The organism is Chryseobacterium piperi, assembly GCF_002285635.2.
GTDB classification, from domain to species: Bacteria; Bacteroidota; Bacteroidia; order Flavobacteriales; family Weeksellaceae; genus Chryseobacterium; species Chryseobacterium piperi.
Genome location: NZ_CP023049.2, coordinates 386,544 through 402,981, shown reverse-complemented (window position 1 = coordinate 402,981; position 16,438 = coordinate 386,544). Strand labels below are relative to the sequence as shown.

The 16,438-nt window shown below is 35.5% G+C and carries 22 protein-coding genes; 2 read left to right on the top strand and 20 right to left on the bottom strand.

Going from position 1 to position 16,438, the window contains the following annotated elements; genetic code table 11:
- Nucleotides 1-145 precede the first annotated feature (145 nt).
- Together CJF12_RS01790 and CJF12_RS01785 are read left to right on the top strand one after the other, a co-directional pair.
- Nucleotides 146-823: a DUF4197 family protein gene (locus tag CJF12_RS01790; protein ID WP_034686032.1), complete on the top strand. Its 678-nt coding sequence runs from the start codon at nt 146-148 to the stop codon at nt 821-823.
- A gap of 41 nt (nt 824-864) precedes the next feature.
- A complete protein-coding gene (locus CJF12_RS01785; protein WP_034686030.1) occupies nt 865-1,170 on the top strand; it encodes a DUF493 family protein in 306 nt (101 codons plus the stop codon).
- Nucleotides 1,171-1,223: 53 nt separating this feature from the next.
- On the opposite strand, the gene CJF12_RS01780 is transcribed toward CJF12_RS01785, so the two are convergent.
- From CJF12_RS01780 to CJF12_RS01685, 20 genes are all read right to left on the bottom strand, one after another.
- Nucleotides 1,224-1,574: an ArsC/Spx/MgsR family protein gene (locus tag CJF12_RS01780; RefSeq protein WP_034686028.1), complete on the bottom strand. Its 351-nt coding sequence runs from the start codon at nt 1,572-1,574 to the stop codon at nt 1,224-1,226.
- 219 nt (nt 1,575-1,793) lie between these two features.
- Nucleotides 1,794-2,408, bottom strand: a complete 615-nt coding sequence (locus CJF12_RS01775; protein ID WP_034686025.1) for a deoxynucleoside kinase — start codon at nt 2,406-2,408, stop codon at nt 1,794-1,796.
- Nucleotides 2,409-2,450: 42 nt separating this feature from the next.
- Nucleotides 2,451-3,434 carry a hypothetical protein gene (locus CJF12_RS01770; protein ID WP_034686022.1) on the bottom strand — a complete coding sequence of 328 codons (984 nt, stop codon included), beginning with the start codon at nt 3,432-3,434 and terminating at the stop codon, nt 2,451-2,453.
- 65 nt (nt 3,435-3,499) lie between these two features.
- Entirely contained in the window at nt 3,500-4,525 is a 1,026-nt protein-coding gene (locus CJF12_RS01765; protein ID WP_034686019.1) for a glutaminyl-peptide cyclotransferase, read from the bottom strand.
- Between the two features lie 144 nt (nt 4,526-4,669).
- Complete coding sequence (locus CJF12_RS01760) at nt 4,670-5,692, bottom strand: glutaminyl-peptide cyclotransferase (RefSeq protein WP_034686016.1); 1,023 nt, start codon at nt 5,690-5,692, stop codon at nt 4,670-4,672.
- Nucleotides 5,693-5,727: 35 nt separating this feature from the next.
- Nucleotides 5,728-6,093, bottom strand: coding sequence for a VOC family protein (locus tag CJF12_RS01755; protein ID WP_316930827.1), 366 nt, complete (start codon nt 6,091-6,093; stop codon nt 5,728-5,730).
- Between the two features lie 91 nt (nt 6,094-6,184).
- Nucleotides 6,185-6,607: an SRPBCC family protein gene (locus CJF12_RS01750; RefSeq protein WP_034686008.1), complete on the bottom strand. Its 423-nt coding sequence runs from the start codon at nt 6,605-6,607 to the stop codon at nt 6,185-6,187.
- Between the two features lie 26 nt (nt 6,608-6,633).
- Nucleotides 6,634-8,247, bottom strand: coding sequence for a Na+/H+ antiporter (locus CJF12_RS01745; protein WP_034686005.1), 1,614 nt, complete (start codon nt 8,245-8,247; stop codon nt 6,634-6,636).
- An 83-nt stretch (nt 8,248-8,330) separates the two neighbouring features.
- On the bottom strand, nt 8,331-9,335 hold the full coding sequence (locus tag CJF12_RS01740) for a bestrophin family protein (protein ID WP_034686002.1): 1,005 nt from the start codon (nt 9,333-9,335) through the stop codon (nt 8,331-8,333).
- Nucleotides 9,336-9,355: 20 nt separating this feature from the next.
- Complete coding sequence (locus CJF12_RS01735; RefSeq protein WP_034686001.1) at nt 9,356-10,030, bottom strand: DUF2490 domain-containing protein; 675 nt, start codon at nt 10,028-10,030, stop codon at nt 9,356-9,358.
- A gap of 22 nt (nt 10,031-10,052) precedes the next feature.
- Nucleotides 10,053-10,478, bottom strand: coding sequence for a nuclear transport factor 2-like protein (locus CJF12_RS01730; protein WP_034686000.1), 426 nt, complete (start codon nt 10,476-10,478; stop codon nt 10,053-10,055).
- Entirely contained in the window at nt 10,475-10,825 is a 351-nt protein-coding gene (locus CJF12_RS01725) for a DoxX family protein (RefSeq protein ID WP_034685999.1), read from the bottom strand. Before CJF12_RS01725 ends, CJF12_RS01730 begins: the two co-directional genes overlap by 4 nt.
- Before the next feature lie 16 nt (nt 10,826-10,841).
- The gene (locus CJF12_RS01720) at nt 10,842-11,246 is read right to left on the bottom strand and encodes a DUF1398 domain-containing protein (RefSeq protein WP_034685998.1); all 405 of its coding nucleotides are present in this window, start codon (nt 11,244-11,246) and stop codon (nt 10,842-10,844) included.
- A gap of 180 nt (nt 11,247-11,426) precedes the next feature.
- Nucleotides 11,427-11,876 carry a VOC family protein gene (locus tag CJF12_RS01715; protein ID WP_034685997.1) on the bottom strand — a complete coding sequence of 150 codons (450 nt, stop codon included), beginning with the start codon at nt 11,874-11,876 and terminating at the stop codon, nt 11,427-11,429.
- 36 nt (nt 11,877-11,912) lie between these two features.
- Entirely contained in the window at nt 11,913-12,455 is a 543-nt protein-coding gene (locus tag CJF12_RS01710) for an SRPBCC family protein (protein WP_034685996.1), read from the bottom strand.
- A 16-nt stretch (nt 12,456-12,471) separates the two neighbouring features.
- Nucleotides 12,472-12,843, bottom strand: coding sequence for a VOC family protein (locus CJF12_RS01705; RefSeq protein WP_034685994.1), 372 nt, complete (start codon nt 12,841-12,843; stop codon nt 12,472-12,474).
- A 28-nt stretch (nt 12,844-12,871) separates the two neighbouring features.
- Nucleotides 12,872-13,342, bottom strand: a complete 471-nt coding sequence (locus CJF12_RS01700) for a hypothetical protein (protein WP_034685993.1) — start codon at nt 13,340-13,342, stop codon at nt 12,872-12,874.
- Nucleotides 13,343-13,430: 88 nt separating this feature from the next.
- Nucleotides 13,431-13,886 carry a DUF1569 domain-containing protein gene (locus CJF12_RS01695; protein WP_034685992.1) on the bottom strand — a complete coding sequence of 152 codons (456 nt, stop codon included), beginning with the start codon at nt 13,884-13,886 and terminating at the stop codon, nt 13,431-13,433.
- Between the two features lie 368 nt (nt 13,887-14,254).
- Entirely contained in the window at nt 14,255-15,457 is a 1,203-nt protein-coding gene (locus CJF12_RS01690; RefSeq protein ID WP_034685991.1) for an ABC transporter permease, read from the bottom strand.
- Between the two features lie 7 nt (nt 15,458-15,464).
- A complete protein-coding gene (locus CJF12_RS01685; RefSeq protein WP_034685990.1) occupies nt 15,465-16,421 on the bottom strand; it encodes an HlyD family secretion protein in 957 nt (318 codons plus the stop codon).
- Nucleotides 16,422-16,438: the final 17 nt, after the last annotated feature.

Genomic DNA, 16,438 nt, shown 5'->3' with positions numbered 1-16,438 from the left:
TATAATTAAAAACACAATGAGGATTTAGTACTTTTTAACAAAAAAGCCCCGAAATCCTCTCCATTCATTTAATATTTTGTTAAACAGATTTTCCTGTTTACCTTTGGCGCAGTATTTGAAAAAAATAACCATTAATAAAAATCAAATGAAAAAATATATCATAGCCGCAGCTTTATTGGTAGGAACTGTTACCGTGATCACAACTTCTATCAATTCATGCACGACGTTAGCAACCACTGATTTGGGTGTATCCGTAATCAAAAGGTTTCTATTAAATGGCATTGATAAAGGAATGGCGGTTTATGGAAATAAAAGTGCCTTCCTTCAAAATAATTTAGTGGATAAGGCATTGCCTAAAGAGCTGAGAGAAATCAATACCATGCTGGAAAAAGTAGCTCCTTCATTAGTTGCTAAAGAAAGGGAGTATATTGCAGAAGCAGCTTCTTATACGGTAAATATTTCAAGACCGATCTTACAAAATGCAGTAAGCAGCTTAAATACACAGGATGTATCAAGAATCATTCAGGGGCCGAAAGGAACAGCTACCCTTATTTTAAAGGAAAAAACCTCTCAACAACTGGTAGCAGCTATTACACCGAAGGTAGATGAACAGCTCAATCAATATGGTATCGTTAAAACCATCAATACAGCTTTAGCAGGAAGCAATTTCTTAGGAAATTTATTGGGCGGAAGTAACAATACCGTTAATGCAGGCGGACTCAGCAGATTAGCTTCTGAACAACTTGTTGACGGAATCTTCAATATTATTGAGGATTATGAAGTACAAAATTCAAAGGCGCTATTGGGACCTCTTGGAAAATAGTAAAAATTTCGTTAAATTTATATAATATTTAAAATTTGTAGATGGATATCATTCAAGGAAATCAACACGCAAGTCCTGAAGAGTTTTACAATTCTTTAAAGGAAAAACTAGAAGGTCACCATGACTTTCCGGAGGATTATTTATTTAAATTTATAATTCCTACAGATAAATCAAAGCTTACAGAAATATACAAAGTATTTGACGGGATCAAATTCACACTGGGAAACCGGGAAAGTAAGAATGGAAAATATACCGCGTGTAATATCAATGCATTTGTATTGGATGCGGATCAGGTGGTTACTATTTATAAAGAAGTTGCCAAAATAGAAGGAGTAATCCTTCTGTAAAAATAAAAAAGTCAGCGTGATGCTGACTTTTTTATTTTATAAGCTGTTTATGTTTATTTCTCAATAAAAAACTTCACATTTTCAATAGGTCTGCCTAACATGGCAACCGATCCTTTAATCAGAATAGGACGTTGAATCAGAGAAGGATTCTGAGACAAAATTTCTATCCATTCATCTTCTGAATAATTCTTACCTGCAAACTTTTCCAAATAAAGCTTTTCCGTTTTTCTAATCAAATGAAAAACACTTTGATTCAGTTTTTTCAATACCGTTCTTATTTCTAAAATACTCAATGGGTCTTCAACTATATTGATGATCTCAAAAGGCACTCCATTTTCATCCAGATACTCAAGAACAGCATTGGATTTTGAACAACTTCCATTATGTAAAACCTTCACTAGCATATCTAATTGTATTAAAAAATTAAACTTGTACTCTAACAAATTTAGTAATAAATCCAGTTACAAAAAACTTAAAAGATCCCAAATATCTGTTAATTAATCTGATTTTCAGGACAATTGGCTAATTGCAAAGGAGTAAAAGTCTTTTAAATCATTGTGTTGATAAGGACACAAAGCATTTCACGCAGTAAAGAGAAACTGTTAGACATTTGAAAAAGTCATTTAGAACAATCCGTTAAGCTCTGCTTCGATCTTTTCAAGAATAAATCCAAAATCCTCAGGTTTTTCCACGAAATCAAGATCATCCACTTCAATAATCAACAACTTCCCTTCAGTATAATTGGAAATCCACTTTTCATACTTCTGGTTGAGTTTGGAGAGATATTCAATACTGATGGACGCTTCATATTCCCGTCCTCTTTTGTAGATCTTTTTAACCAGATTAGGAACATCTGATTTAAGATAGATCAGTAAATCCGGAGCTGAAACAAATGATTTCATCAGATTAAAAACCGCAGTATAATTGTTAAAATCCCTGTCCGAAAGCAAGTTCATATCATTCAGGTTTTCTGCAAAAATATGGGCATCTTCATAAATCGTACGATCCTGAATAATATTTTTACCACTCTCCCTGATTTCCTTTACCTGTTGAAATCTACTCCCCAGAAAATAGATCTGTAACGCAAAACTCCATTTGCTCATATCTGCATAAAAATCTTCCAAGTAAGGATTGTGATCTACATCCTCAAACTGAGCATCCCATCCGTAGTGCTTCGAAAGCATAGTAGTTAAAGTAGTCTTTCCTGCTCCAATATTTCCTGTAACCGCAATGTGCATATTCTATTTTCCCTTAATATTTATTGTTCTAATTTGAAACATTTAAATACCTACAGTCTGAATTTCCGAGGTTTCGTCAGTCAGTTTCTTTAAAGTATCATCTGCAGGCTTTTCTACGGACTGGTCTTTAATAAACTTGTCCTGAACTTGATCTAAAGACTTCTCCTCTGTTTCGGCTTGCTTTTCAGCCGCTTTCTCTGCAGGTTCTTCAGTGTTCTTTTGTTCAGGCCCCGGCTCTGTTGGTTCTTTAATATGTTGGCTCTTTTCGAGGTTGTAAAGATAAAGTTTGTTGGCTTTGATTTCAAAATAAGCAAGCGTGTTTTTATCCACAATCTGTGCATCAGGATCCCCAAAAGTTTTTACCAATCCTTTTTCAGGAAAGTACTTAAAAACTGAATTATTGGTGATTACCATAATAAATTCATTTTCTCTTCTGAAGCGCTTTGCATTTTCTACAGGAATTTCTACCAGTTTCTCAAATTTCAAGGTATACATCCTGAAATGCTTTCTGGTTAAAATATAAACCTTACTTTCATAAACTAAAAGGTCTATCAGGTCATCAAAGCTGGCATCAAAAGGATAAGAATTGATGGTTGTATCATTCCTGAAATTATATTGAATCAATCGTTTTGAGCTTTCGTCCAACAGCCATATCTGCTGAAGGTCTTCTGCATAAGCAATCCTTATAAATGTAAATTTCTGCTTAAAATCTAGGCGCTGAATTTCATTGAGGTTTTGATCCACAAATTTCATTTCCTGAGCATTTTCCGAAAATAACGGCACCGTTAAAGGATTTTGAACTCCCTGAACTTTATAAGGAACGGTAAGCATCATTTTACCAAGCTGCTTTCCCAGTGAATCGTATTTCGTAAAGCTGAAATCTTTATTTTTATAGATATATACGTTGCCGTAATCATCAGCAAACATATCTCTGGCTTCTTTTAATTTTAATGTATCAAAAGCCATTGCTTTCTGTCCAGCAACTGAACAGAAAATAAAAACAAATATTAAGGATAATAATTTCAAAGTTCTTTTTATGTTCTATTAGGAACACTACCAATTTACATACTTTATTTTAAACTGCTTCTAATTTACTTAATAGCAACTTCATAAATCTTATTCCAGTTTTTTCCAGTCACCAACATGTTCTCTCCTCTAAACGCAATGCCATTCAAAACATACTCACTGTTATTCTGAGAGTTTTCCTCTGTAAGCTTAGTGAAATCAAACTTACCTACAACTTCGCCATTCAACGGATTAATTTTTAAAATAATAGGCTTATGCCACACATTAGCATAAATAAATCCATCATGATATTCTAATTCATTAAGTTGATCATAAACTTCAGAACTACCAGCTACGGGTAGAGTCTTAAGTACTTTAGAAGGATCATTAACATCAAGATAGTACAGGTTTTTTGAGCCATCTGTAGCGATAAGATTTTTCCCATCATAGGTCAGCCCCCAACCCTCTTTAATTACATCAGGTAATGGAAATTCAGAAAGCAGAGTCAATGTATTTTTATCGTATATAAAGCCTTTTCTGTTTTGATAGGTTAACTGGTATATTTTATCCCCCACGATAGCACAGCCCTCAGAAAAAATATCACCAGATTGTTTTACAGACAGAATAGGTTCTGTTGCTCCCAATAAGTATTTTACAATTTTAGAAGAATTGGTAAGCCCAACACTTTCATAGACGGTATTTCCTTCAAGTGTAAATCCCTCAATAAAATTATTGGGATCATGGGGATATTCAGCCTTAATTTCATAGGAAATTTGTTTCTCAGGATTTTTAGCAAAAACATTGATTGTGGCATCCTGATGTAAGGTTTCACCATCTTTAGTTTTAACTACAAAAGTAACATCATTATCTCCTAATCTAAAAAACTTGGGATCAATCATTAAATTTGAAGTTTCACTATCTCCAAAGCTGATGGTAATACTTTCCGCCTTATCCGCAACATCCTTGGGAAGTACCACCATATCACCAAAATGATAGCCTTTACTTTCCATTGAATTATTATAGTCATTTAAAGCATTCAGAATTTTCCTGTCATTCTTACAGGAGGTTAATACTAAAGCCAATACAAATGTTGCTATCAGGTTTACTTTCAAGTTTCTAATATTTCTCCCAAAAATAGCAAAATTAATTCCGCTGTGCGAATATCCTCGATTATGACTTCGTAGTTTCCACTAAAATAGCGCTCCTTAAAGGAAGCGCTATCAATATTATTTTGTGAATTGAAATTGCTGTTTGCATTATTTAATAGCAACTTCATAGATTTTAGACCAGTTTTTTCCTGTCACCAACATATTATCTCCTTTGAAAGCTATTCCGTTTAACACATCATCACTCCCTTTGGTATTTTGCTTGGCAATATCTGTAAAATCAAATGTTCCCACCACTTCTCCGTTAGCAGGATTGATTTTTAAGATGATAGGTTTCTGCCAAACATTCGCATAGATAAATCCGTTATGATATTCAAGCTCGTTCAGCTGATCATATGCCTGAGCACTTCCTGCCACAGCAATATATCTTACTAATTTTGAAGGATCTTTCGGATCCAGGAAATATAAAAGTTTACTTCCGTCGGATGCAATCAGGTTTTTCCCATCATAGGTTAATCCCCATCCTTCTCCTAATACATTAGGATAAGCAAACTCGGACAATAATTTCAAAGAGTTCTTATCATAGATATACCCTTTTTTGCTCTGCCATGTGAGTTGGTATACTTTATCTCCAACAATTGTACTTCCTTCAGAAAAATCTTCCTGCGCCTGTTTTGTCGATACAAGAGGAGTTGTAGTACCTAAAGTATATTTCAATATCTGAGAAGAACCGTTTTGCCCGTCACTTTCATATATTGTGTTACCTTCTATCTGGAATCCCTGAACAAAATTGGCAGGGTTATGAGGATATTCCGCTACAATCTGGTAAGGAATATTTTTTTCAGGATTTTTAGCAAAAACATTAATCGTTGCATCTTGATTCAATGTCTGCCCACCTTTTGTTTTAATATTAAAAGTTACCGCATTATCTCCTAATGTGAAGAATTTAGGATCAATGACCAGATTGGAAGTTTCCTTATCTCCAAAACTGATGGTAACACTTTCTGCATTGTCAGCCACTTCTTTGGGAAGTGCCAGCTTATCCCCAAAATGATAGCCTTTACTTTCCATTGAATTGTTGTAATCATTTAAACTATTCAATACCTTTTTATCATTATTACAAGACGCCAACATCAAAATCGCCGCAAAACCGACTATTATATTTTTTCTCATTGAATTTCTAAATATTTTCTCAAAAATAGCAAATATTATTCCGCTGTACTAATTTCACCCGCAGGTTGACCAAATTGTAATATATAGCCATTGTTATCATAGATGGCAAACTCTCTCATTTCCCAGTCGAATGTTTCTATTTCATAACAGATTTCTGTTTTACCCTTAAGTTCTTCCCAAAGCTCATCGACATGATCTACATTAAAGTAAAATGACCCTGTAAAAGCTATCCCATTAAATTTCTCATGTTCATTAGGCTTTGAAAGCATTATATAAACTCCATCTTTTTGAATAGAAGCCCACTGCCACTCTTCATTTCTCTCCAGCAGGCTAAAACCCAAAGTATGAATATAGAAACCAATGGTATCATCAAGATTTTCTGTCCACAATACTGGACGCAAGGAATTATATTTTATCATAGCAATTATATTATAAAGTAAAAACGCAAAATCACTTCTTAATTATAATACATGATTTTGCGTTTGATTATTGTTATTCCAGATAAGATTTCAGACTCTGTCCTATAATTCCATTCCAGCCTTCTGTAAAACTTTGTCTTGAAAAGCTATCGCCGAGAGCTTTGAAATTATCTACATTTTCGTGAATTAGCTTAACCAGTGTTCCATTACCGTCTGGCTGAAGTTCCCATGTAACAATAGTTTCTTTATCTGATAGTTCCGGATAGCACCACGTATGCTTCAGTACTTCATTAGGAACAAAGTCCAAAATATTTCCCTGATGGTGGTATTTCTTTTCTTCTCCCGGTTCATAGAAATTAAACTGTTTTCCCGTATTTAATTCAAAATCGGGTACATCAAAATACCATGATTTCATTTTTTCTTTGTCAGTAAGGGCTTCCCAAACCTCATCGATCGGGGCTTCTACCTTTTTTTGAATAATAATTGGAGTATTCATCTCTACTTCTTTACAATATTTAAATTTTACCCATGGGTAAATCCTGTGATTTTAGCTTCATCAAAATCCAGCTGCATTTCAATGGTTCTCATAACATGATCATCAAATATCTTTTCACGTTTCATCCGATGAAGTTCGTTACGCTGTGCCTGGATAATCTGTCGAAGTACTTCTTTGTTTTCGCTCATTACTCTCGCATAATCTCCCGTGGAGGCCATACACTGAGCTTTATCCGTCATCATCATCACATCATTTTCCAGTTTATGTTTTTGATAACCCACCATACTGTTCTTTTCTGCCAGTTCTGAAAAATCGGAATCTAATTTATGTAAAGCCGTTTCTTTTAGCTTTCTCATTAAGATGATTTCCTGCTTTTCTTCCGGTATTTCACTTCCGGCATCATTGATTTTCAGTAATTTTAAAATGGGAGACAACAATAGTCCCTGTCCTACTAACGTAATCAAAATAATGACGAAAGTTACAAATAAAATAATATTACGATGTGGAAACGCTTCCCCATTCGGTAAAAATGCAGGAATAGATAATGCAGCAGCTAATGAGACCACTCCCCTCATAGCAGCAAAACTGATGATGAAAGGTTCTCTCCAGTCCGGTTTAGGCACTTTTAATCTCAACTCTTTTGAGCACAGTCTTGGAAAATACATTAAAGCGTAACTGTAGATAATTCTTGTCAGAATAATGGCCCCGCCAATCACAATACTATAAAAAATACCTTCTGAAATGGTATATTCTTTCATTGCACTAACCACAACAGGCAGCTCAAGACCAATAAGGATAAAAATGATTGTATTCATCAAAAAGATCAAAACGCTCCATACATTCCCCGACTGAATCCTTGACGTATGGCTTAAATAGCAATGGGAATTGTATGACATCAGCAATCCTCCGGCTACTACCGATAATACTCCTGAGAAATGAAAATGCTCTGCTCCTACGTACATAATATAAGGAACGATAAGGGTAATAATGGTATCTATATTAGAATTGGATGGAATAATACGGAGTAATGCACCAAACAAAAATCCTATAGCAATCCCAATAGCAATGCCTCCAATAGCCATGATAAAGAAATCCTGCACTGCATCCCTGAAAATAAACTGTCCTGAAATAACTGCAGCCAGGGCAAATTTAAATACAATCAAACTCGAAGCATCGTTAATCAGACTTTCTCCTTCGAGAATACTTGTTATTTTCTTTGGAATTTTCATGTGTTTCAGTACGGAAGTAGCCGCAACCGCATCCGGAGGAGAATTCACACCTCCCAATAAAAATCCCATTGCCACAGTAAGTCCCGGAATAATGGATGACGAAAGATAAGCTACGACGATTGAGGTAAGAAATACCAGCCCGAAAGCCATTGAAAAGATCTGTTTTCTCCACTTATGAAAATCCTGCCAGGAGGTAAACCAGGCTGCTTCAAATAAAATAGGTGGAAGAAAAATAAGAAATACCAGATCGGGTTCTATTTCAACCCTGGGCATTCCCGGAATAAAACTGATCAATAATCCTGCGATCACGAGAAATATAGGATAAGCTACCTTCAATTTCTGCCCGATCATGACCAATATCATCACAGATAATAATACAGTGATGGATATTATGACGTAATTGTGAATCATTTAAATATGATTTTTTATTAGTGTTATTATTATTTTAAGGGGATTTTTTAAATAAAATTTTTCATCGTTATGATAAGGTCGTATTAAAGAACGATATTATTCTTAGGTGTAATGGCTGATGGTAAATTATTTTCATCCAGCATATCTCTCATATCAATCTCAATCGTACGGCTTATCTGTGTTATAGGAACATCATTTGGACTACCCTCAAAAGGATTGACTGAAGCCTCCCCTACACTGTCTAAGGTATGAAAGCACCACGTTACTAATAGTGAGAACGGAATATTGAACCATATGGTATATCCTTCCAATAGTGTTCCTTCTCCCAATTTGTCAAATTCTTTTAGTAATCCAAAAGGAACAAAGACAATAAACAGTAGCAAAAGATAGGTCGTAATCGATAAAAAATTCCTTGGATAAGGAAAGTTTTTAATTCGCTCCGCCTTTCCCTGATCGTCTGTAAACTTCACCAATTGCTGGTTAATCTGCGTCCATTGGAAATCATTAATTTCTCCTCTTGCATAAGCTTCCGACAATTCCTTGCTTTGGGTTGCCGTCAATTGAGTTGCTCTGTTTTTCTTGCTCATAATATATTGAAGCTCCTGATCTGAAATATAGTTTTTCAGCTCTTCGTCCAGTTTTGAAAGACGTTCCGGAATATCATATTTTTTTGAGTATTCATCAAATTGTACCGTATTCATATGTTCCCAGGCTCTGGGCTCACGCAGCTGAAAACGAAGTGCTGTCAGCCAGGCATAATGACGCAGAAACATTTCTTTAACTTTTTCTGGATTTTTTTCCGAAAGCGAATCTCTCAAAATGTATCCAAAACTACGGCTGTTATTAATAATCGAGCCATAAATCTGTCTTGCCTCCCAAAGTCTGCTATAGCTCGCATTATTTTTGAACCCTACGATGAATGCAACTGCTGTTCCCATAATCGCTATCGGCTGCCATGGAAACGAAACGAAAGTCCATCCCAGGCAATACAATGCTGTAGGAATCGCAGCTAAAATTGTTAAGACATAAATACTTCTTCTGGTCCACATCGCAAATTCGCGAACACCAAATCTTTTTCCTGAGTGCATACGTGTTTTTTATTTTGTGTTTACTTTCTGTTAAAAGGGATATTGTTATAAAATCCGATCTGGATCTGTCCTCTGTTCTTATTTTCCTGAAGCTGATTCATATATCCGGCTTCTATTCTCAGATTTTTACTGATCACATATCCTAATGCACCATATACCCGGTTTCTGTCAAATACAGGACCGTTAAAATGTAGAAAAACTTCATTATATACTGAAGCATAAAAGGTTTTCGGAAGCATCTCCTTATTATTGATCGGAATATTAAGTCCCAGGAAATAACGGAACCTCATTCTAAAGTCATCTTCCAGAAAACGTTCTTCCAAACGATAACGATGCTGGAGGTTGAATCTACCCAACTGTTGCTTGGTAATAAACTGCTGGAAAATACGATGTTCAATATTTTCCTTCTTTTCACCATTCACATAAGGCTGGCTTAAAACAAAACCATATCCCAGCAATACATTATTATTATTTTCAGAAAGATCATACCCAATCCCTGTTCTGATTAAAAGCTGTTCCAGATCTCCTATTGCATCATAATTACGATACTGAATTTCATTATGCCAGTTCCATTTTTTATTAATTTTATTATTTCCAAAATACATATACCAGGCTCCTAAATCATTTTTCTGCGCGAACGAAAATGTTGTTGCCAAAGTAAAAATAACCAAAGCCAATGACCTTGCAATCCTCATATTAATCTTCTTCGTGAATTGATTAGTTAGCTTGTCCTATTTCCAGGGTATCAAATTTCCCTTCTGTATTCAGCTTAAACTTAAAATAGGTTTTAAAGTCTCCCCAGCTCTCCGTATGAAATTGTCCATAGATGGCTTTGCCTTCATCTTCCACTTTATCTATGCTTGTGAATTTTTCATGACCACAAGCGTCTTTCACAAATTTCTTAAAGTCCCTTGGGTTTCCGTCATCATATAATTTTGCATCTTCCGTAAAGAAAGAAGTAAAAGCCTGTGCATTTCCATTTTGCCATGCTTCAAAAGCTTTTCTTACTGTTTCATTTAGCTTGGTTAAGTCCATATTATTTTTCGTTAGTTGTTGAGTTTGAATTGTCTTTTTTGCTCCCTTTTCTTGTGCACATGCTGAACACATCAGAAATAACAGCGGTATGTAAAGAATTTTTTTCATGAAAATTTGAAAGGGTAATTTAAATAAATAATAATCAGGTTCAAAATAATGAAAGGAAATTCAATCAATGCTCCTTTTATATCTCCATGGAAGAGTTCAAGGCACATAATCAACAGAATCGTTCCTGCCATTATAAAATTCCCCCAGACAAAGGTTTGCGGGATCAGAATCATTACTGCACTTAATAAGGTTATAACGCCTAAAATCATGACTGCACTGGCACTCATTCCCAGCTTTCCAAGCATCTGCAACATTTCGGCTTTTCCCGAGATCATTGCCCAGCCTTGTTTAAAGCCCATATATACTGCAACTAAAATTAATGCAATACTTACTATTTTCAAAATCATATGTGTTTATTTTAAGTTAATTAATTGAAAGAGATGGAATCCTCTCTGCTAAAACTTCATTTTCAGCCTGATCAAAATAAATGCAGATCATTTTACTCAGATCCATTTTCCAGCCTTTGATTCCATGATCAGCACAATCTTTACAGAATGTAAGATAATCTGTTTCACCTTGCTGGTGTAATTTTAATCTTGATTTAAAGTTTTCTAAATTTAATGGTTCTGATATAGCGAGAGAATCGTATTTACTCCCGGTATGAATGGATTGGTTTTCATCATCGAAATATTCTGTATCTCCATCCTTTACATACACTTTATAAAAGGAGACTCCTTTCTTTTTAATAGCATGAATATATTCTGGAAAGTCTGCACCGCTTTTTACTTTTGCGTGCTCTGCTGCGATATCGGTTATCTTAAATTTCATCTTGTGTATTTCCTGCTTATTATATTTTAAAAGTAAGGCTTCCCGAACTCTAAATCTTCAACAAGTCAGTATTTTTTTTCAAATTTAAAAAAAATCGGAATGCAAATGTATAATAAATGAAAACCGACAGGAAGTCCTGCCGGTTATTTTTAACTATATTCTGAATACAAAATATGAATATTATGGATGAACCTGGGTTTTAGCCGGATCATCATAATTTACCATCCAATTGATTCCGAACTGATCTGTAAACATCCCAAAATAAGCACCCCAGAAAGTATCTTCCATCGGCATTGTGATCTGCCCTCCTTGGGAAAGCCCATTGAATAAGCGATCTGCTTCTTCTTTAGATTCGGCATTAATAGAAATGGAAATATTATTTCCCATCTTAAAGTGGGAGGCCCATTCTCCTCCCGTATCACTTCCCATAAGTATTGTTTCTTTGGAAATCGGAAGGGAAACATGCATAATCTTATCTTTGTCTTCTTCAGGAGTTTCTTTTCCTTCTATTGGAGGCATTTCTCCAAAAGTCCCGATATACGGATATTCGCCTCCAAAAACAGATTTGTAGAAGTCAAATGCTTCTCTGCAGTTTCCGTTGAATGTCAGATAAACGTTTACTGATGCCATAGTGTGTTCGTTGTTTTAGTTTTTAGTTTGTATATGTTAAGGTTTTTCAGAGATTTCTTTTAATCTTGAAAGTCCTTTCTGATAGTCTTTTCCGATCGCTCCATCCATATTCATAAATAATTTCATCAAAGTAAAAGGATATGGAATCTGTGAAACGAATCCCCAGGTAGCTTTACTTCCACCCGCCTCCGGAATAACGGTAACATACGTATCCGCACTGCTCTGATAGGGAGCCAGAAACTGGATAGAAGTATCTATTCTTTTACCGGCAGTATCTACCTTTTTCACTTCCTGGCAGCCTTTTCCGGCATTATCGTTTTTACTTTCCCAACACATTTTCTCACCTGGTTGCCCGGTAGTTCCACTCCAGTCTTTTCGCATTTTCAAATCAATATCATTCCATGGGCTCCATTGATCCATAGCTTTCAGAGTATTGGTATTTTGCCATACTTTTTCAGCCGGGGCATTTATTGAAATTGATTTTTCATATTTGAATTCTCCTGAAACAAGAGCCGCAGCCACAAGCCAGATGATCAGTATTGATGCCAATACAATGATGATCCATTTTAAAATTTTCATACAATGTGTTTTTTATCTATCTGTGTTGATCTATCAGAATCATATTTCCATCCGGATCTTTAAGAAAGATATGTTCAGGACCTGAAGTAGTTTCATCAGCTGTTTTTTCCAATTGAATATTATTTTCTTTCAGGTGTTTCTGAATATCGCGTACATCGTCAAACGATTCAAGGTTCTGGGCATTTTCGTCCCATCCCGGATTGAATGTAAGCATATTCCCGTCGAACATAGCCTGAAAAAGGCCAATCAAAGTGCTTCCATTCTTCATAATAAGATAGTTTTGTTCCATACTTCCGCCCATAGAACTGAATCCTAACTTTTCATAAAAGTCTTTGGATTTTTCTAAATCCTTCACACTTAAACTGATTGAAAATACTCCTAATTTCATATTTTATTTTTCTATTTAAAGCTCAATTTTATTGATTTCTTAGACGGGTTTTAAAATCTAATGTTCCATCATAGCTCTTCCAGTCTCCAATGAATTCAATATATTCTCCCACTACTTTTTCTTTCGTTTTATCCCATTGAAAGGTATAGATAAACTTTCCTTTGAAAATACCGGAATGCTTCCCTTTATTTTCTTCTGCTAATTCATATTCTCCGAAAACACTGCCCTTTTTCTTGGAATCTCTATACTTTGTAATAGCCAGCTTTCCTTCAAATTTTGTATAATTCTTATCTACCAAAGAGTAACCGGAAAGAAAATATTCCTGATCATTGTTTTTATCCTGTTCGGAAATATTGATTTTGAGTTTAATTTCCTGGTTGCCATTTCCTATGGTTCCCGTATATGGTTTGCTATTATTAAGCCATACATTGGAAATATTAGGCATTTGAGCAAAAACAAAATTGGAAATAAGAATGAGGAGGAATGCTATTTTTTTCATGGTATTGGTTTTGAGGGTAAACTTAATGGTTGAAAATCTTTCTTTTAGCTCTTTCTTTAAATCTTCTCTGTTTAAATTTTAACTTTTTCTAAACTCCAAACTGCGATAAATGATGGTTGAGATGTTTTGCAAACATATTATTCCATTCATGTGATTTCAGTTTACCAAAAGAGAAAGATTCCTTTCCATCAAAAGCAGCTGCTCCCAATTGCTGGGTTTTCTGAATATATCCTATCAGTCTTTTCTTTTCTTCTTCAAAATCTCTTCGCCCAACGATCATAAATTGGGGTGCTGTAGGTGAATCTCTTGAATATCCTTTTTCACCTACTACTTTAGGCTTGACAAAATTTTTCAAGATAAACTTGGCAATTGCTCCGGGCTTTTTGTGTTTTTCCGGTTCATACACCATTTCATAAGAAACACAACAGTGAGCCAACATCTGATCCACCATCATTTTTCCCCATAATCCATGAGTTCCTTCAACGAGATTATTGATTCTATTGATATAATTCTGAGCATCTTTTGCGTCAAATACATTTTCCATTGTCTAATTACTTGTTCAAAAAACAAATATATTAGTTTTTTCTCATGATTTTATATCCTTTTTAAAAAACCGTAAAAACCCTGAAAATGAGTTTTAAATTACTGATGAATTTAGCTAAATCAATATGATATAGTATACTTAAATTCTGAACAGAAAGGAGTGGTATAAAGAGTCTATGAGGTTCCTCGGAATTACATTTTGTGTAGATTCAAGATTTAATAAAGCAAGTGACAATTTTGAGATATTCCGGGAGATGCCGAAAAAGGTTGCCTTAAAAGTGAGAAAGTGTATCCAGATACTATTTTTAGCCACGAATGCACGAATTTTTTATGGATGCATTCGTAGCTAAAACAAAAAACAGGGTTTAATTAAAGATCTTCGAAGACCTCTTCTTCCTGTGCCTTTTCAGGTTTTACGTATCTGAAAATCAGCCAAAGTTTGATCTTAAGGGCAATCCATCCCAAAATGGCATATACGATGAGAAGTATACCCAAATGTCTCATATAAGGGTATGTAAGTGCTACCGATCCCTTTTGGATCAATAATATTTTGAATGCCTGTAAAAAGGGCGTTAATGGAATAATATTCGCGATGAATTGTACAAACCCGGGCATAGCATTCAAAGGCCATGTAAATCCACTAATGATAAATGCAGGCGAAGCAATTACCATAAGAATCTGAGTTGCTTTTAGAGCATCCGGAATCAGTATACTGATAAAGACTCCTAAAAAGGACGCGGAACCTACAAAAACGGAGGTGAGTATTATAAAGTTGAAAATGCCCTGTGGCATCGGGACTTTAAAAATCATGTGCATAAAGTAATACATGCCCACAATAAGAATTGAAAATACCCAGATCGGAATTACTTTAATCAGCATCGTTGGGAATGCCCATCTTTTCATTCCATAGTATTCTTTTACAAAAGTACCACCCTGGAATTCCGCCGCAAAGCTTACCGCCATAGCCAACAGAATAACCTGCTGTAATACAACAGCCAGCATAGCCGGCCACATAAAAATCAGGTAGTTGCTGGTGGTATTAAACAGGGTAATATAATTGGTTTTAAATGGCTCAAACTGAGTGGCCGCACGGGTTGCCGGCATCCCTGCTTTTTGAAGAGCTTTTATAGATGCTCCTGCAGAAAAAGTTCCTATGGTAAGCTGAAGCGCTTTTGTTGCAAAATTTGCGGTCAGTACATTTCCCGTATTGATATACACGTTGACTTCAGGGTATTTTTTCTGTAGCATTGCTCCCTCAAATTTTGAAGGAATAATCACCACCGCAGCCGCTTCATGTCTGATCACCTCATCTTTAATACTCACGGGTTCCTGAACATACCGGAGTACTCGAATGCTTTTGTTATCTCCAAGCATTTCCGTCAGCTGATTAGATAAAGGGGTATTATCCCTGTCAATTACAATAACAGGAGTGTTTTCTACTTTTCCGCTTTGATAAACAAAACCCAGTAAAGTGGCATAGAATAACGGAGCCAGAAAGAATACGGTTCTTAATGTAGAGTTACCTATGAACATTTTAAACTCACGCTTCAAAAGGCGGAAAAATTCTTTCATCTGTTTATTATTTTAGAATCACATTAGCATTCACCAGAATATTTTTTGCCTTATTCATATCCTTTGGCTTCACCTTGATTTCATACACCGCATCCTGCAACTGATAATCAGGATAAGCAGTCGTGATATCAGCATATCTGGTTAATTGTTTGATATACAAAATGGTTCCTTCTAAATTTTCTTTATTATAAACGACCTGTAAGGTTACAGCCTGTCCCTTTTTATATTTTGAGATCTCACTTTCCGGAACGGTAAATCTGAAATATGTACTTTCCGGAATATAACCGTTAAATAATGCAAAACCAGCCGTTGCCAGTTCTCCCGGATTAAGACTGATCGTTTCTATTTCCATATCATTGGTCGCGATCACATACCTTTCGGAATAAGCTACATTCGCTTCCTGTAATGCTCCTTTTGCCTGGGAAGCCTGTCCTGCCGCCATTTCCACTTTTTCAAAACGGGTCCCTCTTTTCACATCATCTAATTCTGCTACCACAGCATCATATTTGGCTTTTGCACCCTGAAGCTTGGCGTACACCTCATCATAAGCCTGTGGGGACATCAGACTGTCTCTATACATATTGGAAGCCCTGCGGAATGATTTCTGAGCAAAATCATATTGCTCTTTCAAGCCTTTATATTTAGCCTGAAGCTGTCTCATCTGATCAGCAGTTGCTCCATTTTTAGCCATCTGTTCCTGAGCCGTTGCTGCACTTACAGCTCCTTGGGCCTGGGCAATTTTAGCAGAAACCTCAGGAATATCCAGCAAAGCCAACGTATCCCCTCTTTTTACGGTTTGCCCTTCAGTTACATATATTTTTACAATTCTTCCCGTCACTTTAGGAGCGAAGGAAATCACATCTTTTTTGGTCTTACCTTCTGAATCATTAAGGTTTTCTTTCTTTTGAGTACAGCTCCCTAATAACACCAGAAAAAGAAATAATATAGAGATATTTTTTTGCATCATTACAATTTTAAAGG